Below are 15,912 nucleotides of genomic sequence, written 5' to 3' on the forward strand. Positions count from 1 at the left end.
TGCGGTGGCCGTTGGCCTCGCTGGATGTCCCGGTTACGGACCCTAGGGGCGCGGTGCTTCCTGAATGTGTTGCAATTGTTTCTGGATTGTTTCATCCTTGCCCGATCGGCCCTCGGAGGCACTCGATCAAGAGGCTTTTGCTCATCGAGGATGACGATACGTTCGCCATCCTGCTCGCCGCCTACTTCAAGACCGCAGGCTACGCCACAGAGCGCGTTGGTTCGGCAGAAGTGGGATTGAGGAAGCTTGACCGCGAGGCGTGGGATGCCATCATCGTAGACCTCAATCTGCCCGACGAAGACGGCATCGTGCTGATACGCATGTTGAGGGCGAGATCGTCGATTCCGATCGTCGTGGTGACAGGCCGCAGCGAGGCCGAGGATCGGTTGGTCGCGCTGGAGATCGGCGCCGACGATTTTGTGCCCAAGCCTTTCGAACCGCGCGAACTGGTGCTGCGTCTCAACAACATCCTGCGACGAGGCGACCGGCAAGCCGGCGAACCCGGATTGCGGCTGGATTGCGCAGGGGGTGAATTGGATTTGCGGGGCCGAACGCTGCTTAACGCCTCGGGCGAGAGCGTTGATCTCAGTGCCGCCGAGTTCTCGCTGCTCAACGTGCTTGCCAGAAGCCAGGATCGTGTCTTGACCCGAGCCCAGATTATCGATGCCGTGGCGAGCGGCGAGTCGCCGGACTCCGAGCGCGCGGTCGACATCCGGATTTCGCGGCTTCGCAGAAAAATGGCGCAGGCGGGGCTCAATTCCTCGTTGCTGCGGACCGTACGAGGGTACGGCTACAAGCTGGAGTCCGCTGGGCGCAGAGGTCACGTCAGAGGTAAGGCCGGTGCCTCGAGCTCGGACGCGTAGGCTTGCATCTGTGCGATCGCGTTGGTGAGGTCGTGACGTAGCGCTTCCGCCCGTGGTCTGGACATCTCTTCTTCGCCGGCGGACTTGGGCGCGAATGCTTTGGCTGCAAGCTCCTCGAAGCCAAAAAGGCCCGCAACTGAGTGAACCTTGTGTAGTAGACGTCCGAGCTTGCGGCGATCGCTCGAGCGCCTGGCCAACTCGGCTGCCGTCTTCCGGAACGTGGCGATAGCAGCAACGACAATCGCACGAACATTGTCGCGACCGATATCGACCACCATGCGATCAAGGCGCGCGCTGTCGAAAGTACCGGTCACATCCGCACGCTGCGGAAAACGTATACGGTCCTTCGGCTCAAGAACGCTTACGCCTTCTGGGGCGCGCGTGTTGGCAAGTGCCTCGGCAAGTTGTTCCAGCGATACCGGCTTCTCGATGAAGCCCGTGAAGCCGGCCGCAAAATAGGTTTTGACTTCTTCGGGCAAAGCGTTGCCCGTCAGGGCAATAATCGGCGGATGTCTCCCGCCGAGATCCATGGTGGCGACTTTCCGGGCAACTTCGATGCCAGACATCTCTTGCATGGAAATATCGAGAAGGACCGCATCGTAGGCCTCTCGTTGAAGTGCGTGCAATCCCTCCACGCCGTCGAGTGCGGTCGTCACCGTGTGGCCGAGGCGCTTGAGAAGCGCCTCCACGACGATCAGATTGGTCTGTTCGTCGTCTACGACTAGAACGCTGAGCGGGGGACCGGCGGCAAGGGGCGGTCTCGGCCGTGCGACCGCCCGCATCGGGTCTGCCTCGTCCTTGCTTGCCAAGGGAATTTCGACCCACGCACGGGTCCCACGGCGAGCGGCAGGTGACAAGCCGACCCGGGCGCCAATCGCTTGCGCTAATTCTTCGCAAATTGATAGGCCAAGGCCATAGCCCTCGATGCCTGCTTCGATATGTTCCTTCTGCCTGGAGTACGGGACAAATAGCTCGTCTTTACGGTCCTTGGCGATGCCCGGGCCAGTGTCTGTAATGGTGATTCGTATCACCGCATCGCCCGTATCGCTCCAACCCCGCGATGCCGCAAACGCAATCGCGCCTGAAGAAGTATATTTGAACGCATTTCCAAGCAGGTTCAGAATGATCTGTCGCAGCCGTCTGGGGTCCGTTGCGACCGAGTCCGGCAAATCCTTGCGCATACGCGAATGGAACTTCAATCCCCTCTGATCCGCCATCAACTTCGCGATGTTCGTCATTTCGTCCAGCAGCGGGCGGCATTCCACTGTTTCGCGACGAATGTTGAGATGGCCCGAACTTACGCTCGCGACATCGAGAATGTCGTTTAGAACGTCGCGCATGGAACGGGCGGCCCCCAGAAGGCTGGACATCATGGCCTTTTGCCTCTTGGACATCCCCTCGCCCTCAAGCAGTTGGGCAACACCAAAGATCACATTTAGTGGATTGCGCAGTTCATGGCCGACCTTGGCGATGAACTGGGCCCGCATCGCGATCTCCCCCTCGGCTTGGGCGCGAGCGGTTCGCAGGTCACGTTCCCGTTCTTTCAATACTGTGATGTCAGCGCGAATGCTGGTGATGCCTCCCGATGCCGTACGTCGCTCGCTGACCTGGATCCAACGGCCGTCTGAAAGTTGCTGTTCGAAGAAGCCAATCCCCGCCTGATGGAAGGAAATTCGCCGTTGAGCCCAGACTTCCTCGTCTTCGTTGATCTTGAATACGCCCCTTCGGATGCTTTCCCGAACCAGGTCAGGAAAGTACAGACCAGGTACCATGAGGTCTGCCACGGTGGGATAAAGGCCCCTATATTGCTCGTTGCAAATGAGCAACCGATCCTGTGCGTCGTACAGCACAAAGGCCTCAGGGAGCGCTTCAATGCCCTCGATCAACGCGCCTGTCAGATCATGATCGTGCCTGCTCTCGTCGATTGGTTGCAGAACGATTGCGCCGGACGCGTCAAACCTGCTGACTTTTCGACCGAAGATCAGGCCATGCTTTGCGCTTGGACAGGCCGGACAAGTCACCACCCGGCCCGTGAAAGCGGAATTGTCCTTGACGGCAGTTCTCGCGAGGTGGCTCAACGACACCGTCGTTCCGTTGATCGCAACCTGTGCTTCGCCCTCGATCGACCGCGAACGATCCTTTCCCGCCCGCAGCGGAGCCGGGGTTGATGGATCGGTCCAGACGATCCGGTTGGAGCGACTGGACCATTGCCACAGTGCAAGCATTTCCATTCAGTCTGCTTCGGCTTGGGTTGACCAACCAAAATACGGATGATGTTCCCAGACGGCAACCTGGCACAGGTGCCCGGATGAGTATTTTGACTAGCGCGGTGGATGAACGCCGGGCACGGTGCGGCTGTTGGGGGCAGTGACGAGGTATCCAACTGGAGTGGTCAGGCAGCTGCAAGACCAAGACTTGCCCGCGGTCATCGCCAGCGACGCATTTGCTTTCGGCGTCGGCAGGCACGACGTCATCAGTGCGCTGTTTGTGCATTCTTCAGGTTACGGCCTTTTCCGCGAGAGCAAGCTTTGCGCCTTTGCCCTGTGTCGACGCTTCGGGCGGGGCGATGTCATCGGTCCTGCAGTCGCAGCGAACGACGAGGATGCCATCGCAGTCGTCAGGCCTCACGTTCTGGAGCATGACGGAGTATTCCTACGTCTGGACACCCACCGTGAAGACGGCGATCCGCTCTCCGCCTCGCTCTATCGCGAGCGAGTGACTTTAGTGCCGACTGAACATTCAGGCGTTGCTCACGAGCCCGCTCACGACTGACCGCTTCTGGCGCAAAGCGGCCGGTCATGCACATGTCCGCTCCCGGCGGCAGAATGGACATGCCTCGCCGGAGGGCTCGCGTCTCGGTTTAGCCAAGGCCGACATGCTGTCTTCAATCACCGCGCGAACCCAAACTCGGGCCATTTACCATCGCGACGCGCGTGGTACGATCCGCTTGCGCGTCGCGAGTTGGGAGGCCGCCACGAACTCTTTGGACGGAAAGGTCCAGACGACATGGCATCCTTGCTCACTGCAAATCCGCTTCACAGGAGGGAACCTTGAGCATGAAAACTATCCGGTCGTCCAAGGTGGCGGAAGCGCCGCCGCAGACTTGGTCCAACATGAAAGTGGTAAACGGATATTTCCACATCGCGGGGATGACCGGCTCGGGGCCTAAGGGGGAGCATCCAGGCGACGACATGTACATTCAGGCCAAGTCGATCTTTCAGAAGTTCAAGGACCTGCTGGACGCCGCGGGTGGCAAGATGAATGACATCGTGTCTATCACGGTGTACGTGACCAATCTCGATGAAAACACCGAGGTGTGGCGCGCGCGCCGGGAGTTCTTCACCGGCGACTTTCCCTGCTCAACCTTGATCGAGGTAAAGCGCGTTGGTTCGCCCAAGGCCAGCCCGCCGCTCAAGGTGGAGATCAACGCGACCGGGGTAATCGGCGCGGGTGGCTAGGTCGCGTTCTCGGGCGTCCAGCGAGCTTGTCAGAGAGAACCCGGTCTAACGGTCTGGGTAGTGCCAGCGATAATTAACTGCGGGAGCGATCCCGCTTGATCGTCGGCTATTGGCGCAAAGCGGCCGTTCGTTCAGTCTTACGGAACACGAACGCGTAATGAAGCGCATAGGTCACCAGCCACAGCCGAGATTTTTGAGGCGCTCCCCCAAGCCTTTGAAGCGTTAGCAGCTAGTGGCGCAGTGCGACGCTGACGCTCCCCCGGAAGCGATGTCGATCGGCGATCTGGAGACCGGCTTTCGTCGGCGCGGATCTAATTCGGCAGATCATAATGGCAGTTCCGGCCAAGGGTCATACGAACTAAGCGAGAAGCATCGCCTCCAAGACGCGCTGCTTCGAGCTCTCAATGTGGGCCGTCATCGCCGCGACGGTGGCCGCCTCATCGCGCTTTTTCAGGGCCGCGATAATGACAAGGTGCTCCTGCATGGCTGGCAAAACTCTTAGGCGCACGACACGATCCGCATCGATTCGGATCAACCGGACGTGCAGGCTGTTGACGCGATAGATCTCCGAGAGGATTTCGTTGCCCATCGCGTCGACCATGCGGTCGTGCATGCCCCAGTCCACAGCGCGGGCATCAGCGTCGAGCGCTTCCCTGTCATGTGCGGCCTCGGCCCGCCGCAGGATGTCGCGATGGGCGTCCTCGAGCACGTCGAGTTCCTGATCAGCGGCCGTCCTGGTGAAATGACGGACGGCCTCGCACTCTATCATGATGCGCACCTGGAAAGCGTTGCGCACGAGCTTGAGATCGACTGATGCGACTTGCAGGCCTCGTTTCGGTACGGTGACGATCAGGCGCGCTGCCTCAAGCCGCGGAATCATCTCGCGCACGGCGCCGAGCGGCAGACCGAGCCGCTCACTCAGCTCACGCTGCGAGACGAATTGCCCCGGGCGGATTTGCGCGCTCATTATCTGCTCGCGGAAGCCCTCATACGCAAGGAGCCGCTGCGAAACAGCGGGCGCCCAGAGCTTCTTGGCCTTCATCGACGCTCTTTTGTCTGCACCCAAGTCGGTACCCCGATTCTAAGACAACACTAACGTTTCTCGAGCCAAAGGAGGAGGGCCGCCTGTTTCCGTCACCCTCAAACAATGTCCGGCGCCCCTTGGCAGTCACGCTGAGTCGTGTTAGCACGCACTAACATGTTAGCAAGTGTATACAACGTTTCCATGAGGTCGTCGACCGTTGCCTGCGGTTCGGAGTTCGGATCAGGCCGGGTAAGCACACAGAACGCCAGCGAGGAGGGGCTAACCCGTCCGACTGGACCAGGGAGATGAAATGCTTGGTCAGGTGATCGCCAGCGGCCTTGCAATGGGCTGCATCTACGCCTTGGTGGCGTTGGGCTATGCCTATGTCTGGAACACGATGGCGATCGTGAACTTCGCGGCCGGCGAGTTCCTGACATTTGCAGCCTACGTGTTCGTTGCAACGTTCACGACAAGCCTCGGTCTGCCGTTCTGGCCGTCGCTGCTCCTGACGGCGGCCGCGATGGCTGCACTCGGTGCCCTCTTCTCGCGCCTCGTCTTCGCCCGCCTGCAACGCCAGCGGGCGCTCGTGGCGATCATCGCGACCGTCGGCTTCGGCATCTTCCTGAAGGAGATGGCGCGCATCATCTACGGGCCCGAGCCATTGCTCTATGCCAGCCCGTTCGGCGACGACATGCTCGATTTCGGTGGATTCCGCCTGTCGGTACAGCAGCTTCTGATCATGGCCGTGGTCGTCGTCGTCATGGCGGCTCAGTATTTCGTCCTGCGCTACAGCATGATCGGCAAGATCATGCGCGCCACCGCGCTCGACCGCGAGACCGCCGCCCTGATGGGTATCCCGGTCAATGCGGTGCTGGCCGGTACCTTCGCCTTTTCAGCCGTGCTGGCCGCGCTTGCCGGCATCCTGCTGGCGCCGCTGTTCTACGTCACCACGGAAATGGGCACGCTCGTCGGCCTCAGGGGCTTCGTGGCGATGATCATCGGCGGTTTCGGCAGCGTGCCCGGCGCGATCGTCGGCGGCGTTCTGCTCGGCGTCATCGAGAATGTCGGCGCCTTCACCATCTCGTCCACCTACAAGGACGCGATCGCCTTCACCATGCTGCTGGTCTTCCTCGTGGTGCGCCCCGAAGGGCTCATCCCCGAGCGCAACGCCGACCGCGCCTGAGGTTCGCAATGGCTTCCTTCCTGCGCCCGGCTGCCTGGCTCCTGATCGCCGTCGCGATCGTCGCGCCCATCGCGATGGGCATGAACACGTATTATCTGCATGTGCTGAACCTGGCTTGGATCTTCGCCATCGCCGCGCTGGGGCTCTCGGTCGCGACCGGCGTCGCCGGGCAAATCGTGCTCGGACAGGCCGCCCTCGTCGGGATCGGCGCCTACGCGACCGCGCTGCTGATGATGCGGCTGTCGCTGCCCTGGTGGCTCGCGCTGCTGCTGGCGATGATGTTGACCGGAGCGGTCGGCGCCGTGCTCGGGATGATCTCGACCCGCATCAAGGGGCACTACCTCGCCATCGTGACGCTCGCCCTGAACGAGATCTTCCGCATCGTCGCGGTCAACGAGGAGGCGCTGACCGGCGGCCCGATGGGACTGCGCAACATCCCGACGCTGAGCATTCCCGGGCTCGGCGAGACGATCACCCAGCAGCTCTATTTGCCGCTCGCCGGCCTGATGTTTGCCAGCTACGGGCTGATGATCGTCTTCCATCGCTCCGCGCTCGGCCGCGAGTTGCGCGCCGTACGGGACGACGAGATGGCGGCAGAAGCGATGGGCGTGAACTCCGTTCGGGCAAAGACCATCGCCTTCATGATCTGCAGCCTGTGGGCGGCGCTCTCCGGCGGTCTTTACGTGCTGCTGGTCGGCTTCGTCGCTCCCACCAACTTTAGCATCGCCGAGAGCATCAAGATGATGCTGATGGTCGTGCTCGGCGGCCTCGGTTCGATTCCCGGCACGATGCTCGGCGCGATCGTCGTCACGATCCTGCCGGAGGCGCTGCGCGACCTGCAGACCTACTACATGGCCGCCTTCGGCGCCGCCGTCGTGATCATCATGCTGGTCTGGCCGAAGGGACTCGGCGTTTTCGCCGACTGGCTCTGGGGCAGCTTCCTGACGGGCCGGCGCGAGCCCGAGACATCGGCTTCAGCCGGCCCACTCAGCCTCGCCGCTGCGGCGTCGGCCGCCAGCTCCGTTCTCGCTGCGGGGGCGGTCTTGCCGGAGCCCGGCGGTCCGCTGATGCGCGTGCGCAAGGTCTCGCGGAGCTTCGGCGGCGTACGGGCGCTGAACGAGGTCTCCTTCGACATGATGCGCGGTGAGATCCTGGGCCTGATCGGTCCGAACGGATCCGGCAAGTCGACCATGATCAACGCCTGCTCCGGCGTGGTTCATGTCGACGGCTCGATCGACCTGGAATCGCATCCGCTGCAAAACCGCCCCGCCTGGGAGGTGCATAGGCACGGCGTCGCTCGCATCTTCCAGAACGTGCGGCTCTGGGAATCCATGACCGTTCTGGAGAATGTCATGGTCGCATGGCGGCGGATCCCCGGCCAACCCGGCGGAGGGGCCACGATCCGGGAGGCGTCGCTGGCCGCGCTGGAGCAGATGGGAGTGCGCCATCTCGCCATGCGCCGGGCAGGCGACCTTTCTTTCGGCCAGAGCCGCCTGGTCGAGATGGCCCGCGCCATCGTCGGACGACCCAAGGTGCTCCTGCTCGACGAGCCGGCGGCCGGCCTGCGCGGCGGTCTTGTTCTGGAGCTGTCGACGATCCTGCAGCGGCTGCGCGCGCAGGGCATGACGATCCTCGTCGTCGAGCATCGCATCAAGCTTGTCACCAGCATGTGCGACCGCGTTGTCGTGCTCAATCTGGGTGATCTCATTGCCGATGGTGCTCCCGCGGTGGTGATGGAATCGCCAGCTGTCATCGAGGCCTATCTCGGCGAGCGCGCCGGCACGGCCTTCTCCGAAACGCGCGCGCGCCGCATCCGGCGCCGCTCCGTCGACCATGCCGCAGCGCATGGTTGAACAAGACCAACCTTTAGGGAGGACTACCATGAACAGGAAAACGACAATGGGTATGCGCGGCCTGCTGGCCTTGGCCGGTGCGAGTGTCGCACTGGCAACGATGCCGCTGGGCGAGGCTTCGGCGCAGGAACAGCCGCTGATCGGCGTCTCGCTGCCGATGACGGGGTCGAAGGCACTTGTCGGCCGCAACTTCAAGCAGGGCGTCGAACTCGCCATCGCCGACATCAACGCCGCCGGCGGCGTGCTCGGCAAGCCGCTGCAGGTCGTCTTCGAGGACGATCAGGGCGACAACACCAACGGCGCGATCAATGCCGTCAACAAGATCATGCAAGTACACAAGACGCCGGTGATGATTGGTCCGCACTATTCCGTGACGCAGATGGCGACCCAGAACGTCTACTGCAATGGCAAGGTCGTCTCGCTCACCGGCGCGACCGGCGTGGCCGTCACCAACAGTGGCTGCAAATACGTTATTCGCACCCGGTCCAACGATGACATCCAGGCGAAGGCAATCATCGAATACGCCCGGAAGGAGTTGAACGCCGGCGACAAGACCGCCGTGTTCTACGCGAACGATGATTTTGGCAAATCCGGTCAGGCGCGCGTCGTCGCCCAGATGGGCGCGCTCGGCCTGAAGCCGGTGGCGGTCGAGAGCCACAATCCCAACGACAAGGATTACTCGGCCCAGCTTGCGAAGTTGAAGAACGCCGGCGCCGTCCTCGTTGTGTTGTGGGCCCACGACACCGACGCCGCACTGATCGTCAAGCAGGCCAAGCAGTTCGGGCTGCCCTTCCGCTTCGCGGGCGCGGTGCTCAGCGAGGATGCCTTTCTCAAGCTCGCCGGCAGCGGCGCCGAAGGCGCGATGAGCGCCTCCTATTTCGTCCCGACCGATCCGAACCCGGCGGTGCAGACCTTCGTCAAGCGCTACGAGGAGCGCTTCAAGATGGCACCCGACGTATGGTCGGCGACCTATTACGACGCGACCATGCTCGCCGCGAAGGCGATCAACGCGGCCGGCGCCGGTGACGTGGCCAAGATCCGCGAGACCTTCGGCACGGTGAAGTACGATGGCTTGCTCGCGTCCTATGGCTGCGACGAGAAGGGCGACTGCAACCGGCAGGTCAACATCGTCGAGATCAAGGCCGGCAAGCCCGTCGTCCGCGCCGCGGTCCGATACTAAGTGCCGGAGCGCGTCGATGCTGAATGTCGCCACCCCCGAGCCGCCCGAGCTGGAACTGTCACAAGTCGACGTGTTCTACGGCAAGGCGCAGGTCCTTTTCGACCTGTCCATCCATGTCGAACGCGGGGAGGTGGTGGCGATCATCGGCGCCAACGGCGCCGGCAAGTCGACGACGCTGAACCTGATCATCGGCAAGCTCAAGCCGTCGAAGGGGACCGTCACCTTCGCCGGCGAGTCGATCGCCGGCCGCGCGATCGACAAGGTCGTCGCCGGCGGCATCGCCTGCGTGCCGCAGCGCCGGCGCATCTTCAGCACGCTGACCGTGATCGAGAACCTCGAGGTCGGCGCGTATGCGCGCCGTCACGACAGGGGTGGGATCAGCGCTACCCTCGACGAGGTCTTCGAACTATTCCCCGTCCTGAAGCGCAAGGCCGCCGACATGGGTGGCGTGCTCTCGGGCGGCGAGCAGCAGGCACTCGCCATCGGCCGTGGCCTGATGGCCGGCCCGCGGCTGCTCCTGCTCGACGAGCCGTCCATGGGTCTGTCGCCCAAGCTAACCACCGAGATGTTCGCCAGCATCCGCAAGATCGCCGATGGCGGCCGCACCGTCGTGATCGTCGAGCAGAATGCCTATGCGGCCCTCGGCGTTGCCGACTACGGCTATGTGCTCGAGGGCGGCAGCATCGCGCTCGAGGGCCACGCCGACGAGCTGCTGCGCGACGATCACGTGCGCGACGCCTATCTCGGTGCCTGATGGCATCTTCTATTTCACTACCCCCCACCCAAGCAGAGGCAGGTACCACACCATGAAGAAGCTTCACGGCATCATCCCGGCACTCACCACCCCGTTCGACGAGAAGGGCGGCATCGATGAAGCCAAGTTCCGCAACCAGATCCGCTTCATGCTAGGCAAGGGCGTGCATGGCATCTGCTTCGGCGGTTCGACCGGCGAGGGCCAGGCGCTGGAGCCCGGCGAGTTCCGCCGGCTCGGCGAGATCACCATGGAGGAAGTCGCGGGTCGCGTGCCGGTCGTCGCCGGCATCATCGCCAACTCGACGCGCGAAGTCATCAAGCGCGGCGAATTGATCACCGACCTCAAGGTTGACGCCCTGCAGGTCACGCCGGTCTTCTACGTCTTCCAGCCGGACGACGAATCGAATTTCGGTCATTTCAAGACGCTGACCGAGACGCTGAAGACGCCCGTCCTGCTCTACAATGTGATCCCCTGGAACCTGCTCTCGACGCCGCTCGTGCTGCGCATCCTGAACGAGCTGCCGTGGGTCGTCGGCATCAAGCAGAGTCAGGGCCACATCACCCGCACGGCCGAGCTCGTCGCCAACGCGCCGAAGGACAAGGTCATCCTCGCCGCAGTCGACAACCTGCTCTACTCCTGCTTCCAGTTCGGGGCGCACGGCACGCTGGCCGCTTCGCCGACCGCAGCGCCTGGCCCCTGCGTGCGCCTCTGGGACGCGGTCAAGAAGAAGGACGACGAGACCGCGCTCGCCATCCACCACCGCCTCGTCAATTTCTGGTCGGTGCTGCCGCACGGTAACCTGCCGGCCTGCGTGAAGTATTCGCTGCAGCTGCAGGGAGTAGATTGCGGCATCTCCCGACAGCCGATGCCGATGCCCGACGCGGCCACCCGCGCCGCCATCGAGCGCACGCTGCCGGCGCTGCTCGAATACGACGTCTGAGCGAGGCCGTTCGGGAGGGCGGTGCCATCCCGGCTTGTTCGCATTTTCCAGGCTGCTCGCGGCGATCGCGGTTTGAAAGGTGGATCGTCTTGATGGAGACGGGGGCAGGGTTACAAAGGAGGCCGACATGAACGCCAACGCCTTGCCGCGCCCGCGGCCCGAAATCATCGCCGCCGTGGGCGCGAGCCTCACCGAGCGACTGGGCGCGCGCGTCACGGCCGCACAGGCGGTGCTCGACCAGCACAGCCACGGCGAGGGCCTGCCAGCGGTTGGCGTGCCCGATCTCGTGGTCTTTCCCGAGACCAACGAGGAGGTAGCATTCGTTCTCGCCCGCTGCAACGAGCGCCGCGTGCCGGTCACGCCCTTCGGCGCGGGGTCCTCGCTGGAGGGCCAACTGGCGGCCCTTGCCGGCGGCGTGTCGCTCGACATGGGCCGCTTCGCGAAGATTCTTGAGGTCACGCCGGAATCGCTCGACTGCCGCGTCCAGGCGGGCGTGACGCGCGAGGCCCTGAATGCGCATATCCGCGACACCGGCCTGTTCTTTCCGGTCGATCCCGGCGCCAATGCTTCACTCGGCGGCATGGCTTCGACGCGTGCCTCCGGCACCAATGCGGTGCGCTACGGCACGATGCGCGAGAACATTCTCGGCCTCACCGTCGTGACACCCGACGGCCGCATCGTGCGCACCGGTAGCCGTGCGCGAAAATCCTCCGCCGGCCTCGATCTCACCCATCTCTATGTCGGCAGCGAAGGCACGCTCGGTGTCATCACGGAAATCCAGCTCAGGCTTTACGGCGTGCCGGAGACGATCGTCGCGGCGGTATGCCAATTTGACAAGCTTGAGGATGCGGTGGCGGCCGTCGTGACGGCGCTACAATCCAATCTGGAGATGGCGCGCATCGAGCTGCTCGACGAAGTGCAGATGCGCGCGGCGATCCGCTACTCGAAGCTCGACTACGCGGAGACGCCAACGCTATTTCTCGAATTTCACGGCTCCCCGAATGGCGTGCGCGAGGACGTCGAGATGATGCAGACGATCACCACGGATCTCGGCGGCGGCGAGTTTCAGTTTGCGGAGCGGCCCGAGGACCGAAGCCGCTTGTGGAAGGCGCGTCATAATTCCTATCAGGCGGTGATGGCGCTCAGCCCCGGCAAGAGCAACATGGGCACCGACGCCTGCGTGCCGATATCAGCGCTGCCCGCTTGCCTGCTGGAGACCAAGGCAGACATCGTCGCATCCGGCCTGACTGCGCCGATCGTCGGTCATGTAGGAGACGGCAATTTCCATCTCGGGATCCTGTTCGATCCGAATGACGCAGACGAAACGGAGCGAGCTGAGGCGCTTGCTTTTCGTACCGCGCGCCGTGCCATTTCCATGGGGGGAACGTGCTCGGGCGAACACGGTGTCGGATTGCACAAGATCGTGCATATGGAAGCTGAGCACGGCCAAGGTATCGCCCTGATGAAGGCGGTGAAGAAGGCGTTGGATCCAAACGGGATCATGAACCCGGGTAAACTCTACCCTTGAACGGCATCATGCGTGGGGCCGGAGTCTTTGCAGCAGCTCAGGCTTCAAGTCTCGCCGCGCTACCGCGACAGAGTGCCATTTCCAATCAGTTGGAGGACGGTGTGTGCACGATGTGTGCACCGAGAGTTCGTAGAAAGTCTAGCGATAACCGGTGTGAGGAGGCTGCACCGATCGCAGTCAAAGGCTGGCCATTCTTTCGAGAGGGGAGGGGTTTTGTTTGGCAAGTCGCGAATTTGCGAAACCGAACGCTGCTAGGCTCAATTCGCAGAACGGGCGGTTATGGAACGGCCGCCCATCGGCAAGTGGAAGCTAGGTCCAGACAGCGCGAGCAAATCAAGTCTAACTCCGACGCCTCAACGACTGTTCTGCGCCCGTGAACGCCGGCAGCAGCCATCGACAAGGTGCAGGCTGCGTTGGACAAGGCCGAGCAGGAGCACGCGAAGCGGGCCGCCGCCATCCAGCCCGAGGTCGAGGCTCTCGAGAAGAGATCGCAAACCGAAAATGCCCGCTGGGATAAGGAGAAGGAGCAATTGGGAGCTGCGCTGCGGCGCGCGCGGGGTTAGTTTCTGTCATGCACGGCGCAGGTCCTTCTAATCAGGAGGGCTGGTTGCCCACCACACCATCAACGGCTGCAACTTGCAGCCCGGCGACTTGATCGGTACCGGCACCATTTCCGGACCGAGCCCCGCCGAGCTCAGCAGCATGCTGGAGTTCACGAATGGCGGGTCGAAGCCTGTCGTGCTTCCCAACGGCGAGCAGAGGCGATTTCTGCAGGACGGCGATGAGATCACGTTCCGGGGCAAGTGTTACAGAGCGGGATACGCCTCGATTGGTTTCGGCTCCTGCGTCGGAACGATCCAGGCCGCCGAATTCGTCGCTGGCGGCAGGACATCCGGCTGACGCGCAGGGAGATGTGAGATGGAGTGCGGGGCCCCCCTTGATCTGCGGCACTCATCTCGCCGGGCCTCGACCTGGACGAGGTGCGCCATGGTCAGCTACTGACGGTCTTGGTGGCCGTCTCGACACTGATCCTGATGACGCTGATTTCCACCTTTGTCGGCATGATGGCCTAATTCTACCGCATCCGCGAGGGGTTGCGGACAGCGGTCGGCGAGCGGTCGGTCCATTTCTTGAAGGCTTTGCGAAAGCTGGTCGCGTCGGCGAAACCGATGCGCTCGGCGACCTGGTCGATACTCATATGCGTATTCTCGAGCAGCTCAGTCGCGAGCGACCGGCGCATCTCGTCGACGATTGATTGATAGGACAATCCGCCGTCCGATAACCGTCGGTGAAAGGTCCGTAACGAGAGGCCGAGTTGGGAAGTGATTTCAGAGGCCGGCGGGAATCGGTTCGGGCTGTTCAGGCAGGCAGCGCGAATGCGCCGCACGAGGTCCGATTCGCCGGGGTGTTCGGTCAACACCGTGTCGCAGACCTGCTGGCAGATCTTCGCGGTGATTGGGTTGGCATTCGGACAGGGCAGATCCAGGACCTTGGCATCGAAGTGCCACTCCATCCGGTCCGCATCGAAGTCGATCGGGCAGTTGAACAGGCGTTCGTAGTTGCGCCAATGGACCGGGGGCGGGAAGGGGAAGATCATGCGTTTGGTCGGGAACGGCAGTTCAAGGACGCGGCTGAACAGCACGGTCATCGAGCTTCGCCAAAACTCCGCGGCAAACGGCAACAATTCGCCGAGTGTGTCGAGACCGTGGCTTCTCAGGATGGCGGTCGTCCTGCCCTCGATGCGGAAGCTGATCTGCCGAACGGCTGGGCCCGCCATGGTCACGTGATCGAGCGAGAAGTGCAGCGCATCTCCGAACGTGGGGCTCGAGACCATCGCATATCCATAGATGCCGTAGTCGCTGATCCTCTGCCTGGCGCCGGCCAAAAGCCCGACGTCGGAGCGCTTCGCGAGCCTCATGGCGTTCCGGTAGATTGCGAGCCGCTGGCGATGCGAGATGCGGGCATGGGCATCCTCGAGCTGTGCCGCGTCGACGCCGGTCCGCGCGAAGAGATCCCGGACCGAGATGCCTTCCGCCCCGAGCTCCGCGGCCAGCGCCGCGAGGCCCAAAAGGTTCTGGGTCGGGGCGTTGAGGTCGCCTGAGATCGGAGTCACGAGTTTGATTGGCTTCATGAGATCGACTCGTCTGGCACGGATTGACCCATCACAAACGTCAATTAAAGGCCTGTTTGGCAGTGATTGACATCATAATTGGCAGACCCTGACGTTGTCACCTTCCTTCTGTCCGACCAGATTTAGCGGAATATAGACGGCCGAAGGCCCAAGGCACCTGCCGTGAAACGAGGAAGCGTTCATCGGTCGGACCCGGACCCCGGGTCTTTGACTGTTCGGAGGAAGACGGATGACCACAGTTGCTCACGAAATCGACGGCAAGGTCGGCGTGGTGACGCTCGCGAAGCCGCCACACAATTTGATCGACGACAGATTGGTCGAAGATCTCATGGCTGCCTACAAGGCGGTCGTCAGCGGCGGCTGCCGCGCAATTCTGCTGCGCAGCTCGATGCGCCATTTCTGTGCCGGCGCTGAAATGGCGTCCTGGGGCACCGGGACGACCATCCATACCGACAAGCCTCGTTTCGAGGCCATGCTTCATGCCCTCGAAGACGTTCCCGTGCCCACGGTGGCGGCCGTGAACGGCGGTGTCCTTGGAGGGGGCCTCGAACTTGCGCTGACCTGCGACATGATCATCGCCGCCGACACGGCGTTTCTTGGGCAGGTCGAAGTAACGGTCGGGTTGCTGCCATTGCTGGGAGGTACCCAGCGCATCGCACAACGTGCCGGCTCCGCGCGCGCAAAGGAAATTTGCATGCTTGGGCGCCGCCACACTCCGGAGGCGTTTGAGCGTTGGGGCATCATCAATTTAGTAGTGCCTGAAGCAGATCTGTCGAGCGCGTCGATGACATGGGCGCGCCAACTTGCTGCAGGGCCGACGGCCGTCATCAAGGGTGTGAAGATGCAAGCCAACCTGGCAGCGCGCGGGGGCATCCAGTCGGCGGATGCGAAGCAAGTTGAGATCAACGACATGATCTGGAAGGCTGCGGACCGGCAGCGTGGCTTCGATGCCTTCTTCGCCACAGGACCTGCGTCCGCTGTGTTCAAGGGAGATTGAT

The 15,912-nt window shown here is 62.6% G+C and carries 15 protein-coding genes; 12 read left to right on the plus strand and 3 right to left on the minus strand.

Annotated features, from left to right (window positions below; translation table 11 throughout):
• The first annotated feature begins 11 nt into the window (after window positions 1-11).
• Window positions 12-863, plus strand: a complete 852-nt coding sequence (locus ACSQ84_RS04150) for a response regulator transcription factor (protein ID WP_436210352.1) — start codon at window positions 12-14, stop codon at window positions 861-863.
• Here ACSQ84_RS04150 and ACSQ84_RS04155 read toward each other — a convergent pair.
• A complete protein-coding gene (locus ACSQ84_RS04155) occupies window positions 821-3,094 on the minus strand; it encodes a response regulator (RefSeq protein WP_436210353.1) in 2,274 nt (757 codons plus the stop codon). The genes ACSQ84_RS04150 and ACSQ84_RS04155 overlap by 43 nt on opposite strands.
• A gap of 184 nt (window positions 3,095-3,278) precedes the next feature.
• Between ACSQ84_RS04155 and ACSQ84_RS04160 the strand changes: the two genes are divergently transcribed.
• Together ACSQ84_RS04160 and ACSQ84_RS04165 are read left to right on the plus strand one after the other, a co-directional pair.
• Window positions 3,279-3,635 carry a hypothetical protein gene (locus ACSQ84_RS04160; protein ID WP_436210354.1) on the plus strand — a complete coding sequence of 119 codons (357 nt, stop codon included), beginning with the start codon at window positions 3,279-3,281 and terminating at the stop codon, window positions 3,633-3,635.
• A 284-nt stretch (window positions 3,636-3,919) separates the two neighbouring features.
• Window positions 3,920-4,321 carry a RidA family protein gene (locus ACSQ84_RS04165; protein ID WP_436211175.1) on the plus strand — a complete coding sequence of 134 codons (402 nt, stop codon included), beginning with the start codon at window positions 3,920-3,922 and terminating at the stop codon, window positions 4,319-4,321.
• Window positions 4,322-4,679: 358 nt separating this feature from the next.
• Here ACSQ84_RS04165 and ACSQ84_RS04170 read toward each other — a convergent pair whose 3' ends face one another.
• Window positions 4,680-5,363 carry a GntR family transcriptional regulator gene (locus tag ACSQ84_RS04170; RefSeq protein ID WP_436210355.1) on the minus strand — a complete coding sequence of 228 codons (684 nt, stop codon included), beginning with the start codon at window positions 5,361-5,363 and terminating at the stop codon, window positions 4,680-4,682.
• Window positions 5,364-5,655: 292 nt separating this feature from the next.
• Between ACSQ84_RS04170 and ACSQ84_RS04175 the strand changes: the two genes are divergently transcribed.
• The 8 genes from ACSQ84_RS04175 to ACSQ84_RS04210 all read left to right on the plus strand — a co-directional run bounded on the left by ACSQ84_RS04175 (window position 5,656) and on the right by ACSQ84_RS04210 (window position 13,683).
• The gene (locus ACSQ84_RS04175) at window positions 5,656-6,528 is read left to right on the plus strand and encodes a branched-chain amino acid ABC transporter permease (protein WP_436210356.1); all 873 of its coding nucleotides are present in this window, start codon (window positions 5,656-5,658) and stop codon (window positions 6,526-6,528) included.
• An 8-nt stretch (window positions 6,529-6,536) separates the two neighbouring features.
• Window positions 6,537-8,381: a branched-chain amino acid ABC transporter ATP-binding protein/permease gene (locus ACSQ84_RS04180; protein ID WP_436210357.1), complete on the plus strand. Its 1,845-nt coding sequence runs from the start codon at window positions 6,537-6,539 to the stop codon at window positions 8,379-8,381.
• Between the two features lie 28 nt (window positions 8,382-8,409).
• Window positions 8,410-9,561 (plus strand): ABC transporter substrate-binding protein, encoded by a 1,152-nt coding sequence (locus tag ACSQ84_RS04185; protein ID WP_436210358.1) that lies wholly within the window; start codon window positions 8,410-8,412, stop codon window positions 9,559-9,561.
• A 16-nt stretch (window positions 9,562-9,577) separates the two neighbouring features.
• On the plus strand, window positions 9,578-10,315 hold the full coding sequence (locus ACSQ84_RS04190; RefSeq protein WP_436210359.1) for an ABC transporter ATP-binding protein: 738 nt from the start codon (window positions 9,578-9,580) through the stop codon (window positions 10,313-10,315).
• A 52-nt stretch (window positions 10,316-10,367) separates the two neighbouring features.
• A complete protein-coding gene (locus tag ACSQ84_RS04195; protein ID WP_436210360.1) occupies window positions 10,368-11,255 on the plus strand; it encodes a dihydrodipicolinate synthase family protein in 888 nt (295 codons plus the stop codon).
• 127 nt (window positions 11,256-11,382) lie between these two features.
• Complete coding sequence (locus tag ACSQ84_RS04200; protein WP_436210361.1) at window positions 11,383-12,783, plus strand: FAD-binding oxidoreductase; 1,401 nt, start codon at window positions 11,383-11,385, stop codon at window positions 12,781-12,783.
• A gap of 413 nt (window positions 12,784-13,196) precedes the next feature.
• On the plus strand, window positions 13,197-13,346 hold the full coding sequence (locus ACSQ84_RS04205; protein ID WP_436210362.1) for a hypothetical protein: 150 nt from the start codon (window positions 13,197-13,199) through the stop codon (window positions 13,344-13,346).
• A gap of 88 nt (window positions 13,347-13,434) precedes the next feature.
• Window positions 13,435-13,683, plus strand: a complete 249-nt coding sequence (locus tag ACSQ84_RS04210) for a hypothetical protein (RefSeq protein ID WP_436210363.1) — start codon at window positions 13,435-13,437, stop codon at window positions 13,681-13,683.
• Between the two features lie 175 nt (window positions 13,684-13,858).
• Here the strand turns inward: ACSQ84_RS04210 and ACSQ84_RS04215 are convergent, their stop codons facing one another.
• Window positions 13,859-14,914, minus strand: coding sequence for an AraC family transcriptional regulator (locus ACSQ84_RS04215; protein ID WP_436210364.1), 1,056 nt, complete (start codon window positions 14,912-14,914; stop codon window positions 13,859-13,861).
• A gap of 229 nt (window positions 14,915-15,143) precedes the next feature.
• On the opposite strand from ACSQ84_RS04215, the gene ACSQ84_RS04220 reads away from it, so the two are divergent.
• On the plus strand, window positions 15,144-15,911 hold the full coding sequence (locus ACSQ84_RS04220; protein ID WP_436210365.1) for an enoyl-CoA hydratase/isomerase family protein: 768 nt from the start codon (window positions 15,144-15,146) through the stop codon (window positions 15,909-15,911).
• The last annotated feature ends 1 nt before the right edge of the window (window position 15,912 follow it).

The organism is Bradyrhizobium sp. LjRoot220, assembly GCF_964252915.1.
Classification (GTDB): Bacteria; Pseudomonadota; Alphaproteobacteria; order Rhizobiales; family Xanthobacteraceae; genus Bradyrhizobium.

Coding starts and splice junctions, on each gene's coding strand:
- ACSQ84_RS04165 (WP_436211175.1), top strand. CDS start 3,920: ATGAAAACTATCCGGTCGTCCAAGGTGGCGGAAGCGCCGCCGCAGACT.
- ACSQ84_RS04180 (WP_436210357.1), top strand. CDS start 6,537: ATGGCTTCCTTCCTGCGCCCGGCTGCCTGGCTCCTGATCGCCGTCGCG.
- ACSQ84_RS04220 (WP_436210365.1), top strand. CDS start 15,144: ATGACCACAGTTGCTCACGAAATCGACGGCAAGGTCGGCGTGGTGACG.
- ACSQ84_RS04175 (WP_436210356.1), top strand. CDS start 5,656: ATGCTTGGTCAGGTGATCGCCAGCGGCCTTGCAATGGGCTGCATCTAC.
- ACSQ84_RS04155 (WP_436210353.1), bottom strand. CDS start 3,094: ATGGAAATGCTTGCACTGTGGCAATGGTCCAGTCGCTCCAACCGGATC.
- ACSQ84_RS04170 (WP_436210355.1), bottom strand. CDS start 5,363: ATGAAGGCCAAGAAGCTCTGGGCGCCCGCTGTTTCGCAGCGGCTCCTT.
- ACSQ84_RS04195 (WP_436210360.1), top strand. CDS start 10,368: ATGAAGAAGCTTCACGGCATCATCCCGGCACTCACCACCCCGTTCGAC.
- ACSQ84_RS04190 (WP_436210359.1), top strand. CDS start 9,578: ATGCTGAATGTCGCCACCCCCGAGCCGCCCGAGCTGGAACTGTCACAA.
- ACSQ84_RS04215 (WP_436210364.1), bottom strand. CDS start 14,914: ATGAAGCCAATCAAACTCGTGACTCCGATCTCAGGCGACCTCAACGCC.
- ACSQ84_RS04185 (WP_436210358.1), top strand. CDS start 8,410: ATGAACAGGAAAACGACAATGGGTATGCGCGGCCTGCTGGCCTTGGCC.
- ACSQ84_RS04200 (WP_436210361.1), top strand. CDS start 11,383: ATGAACGCCAACGCCTTGCCGCGCCCGCGGCCCGAAATCATCGCCGCC.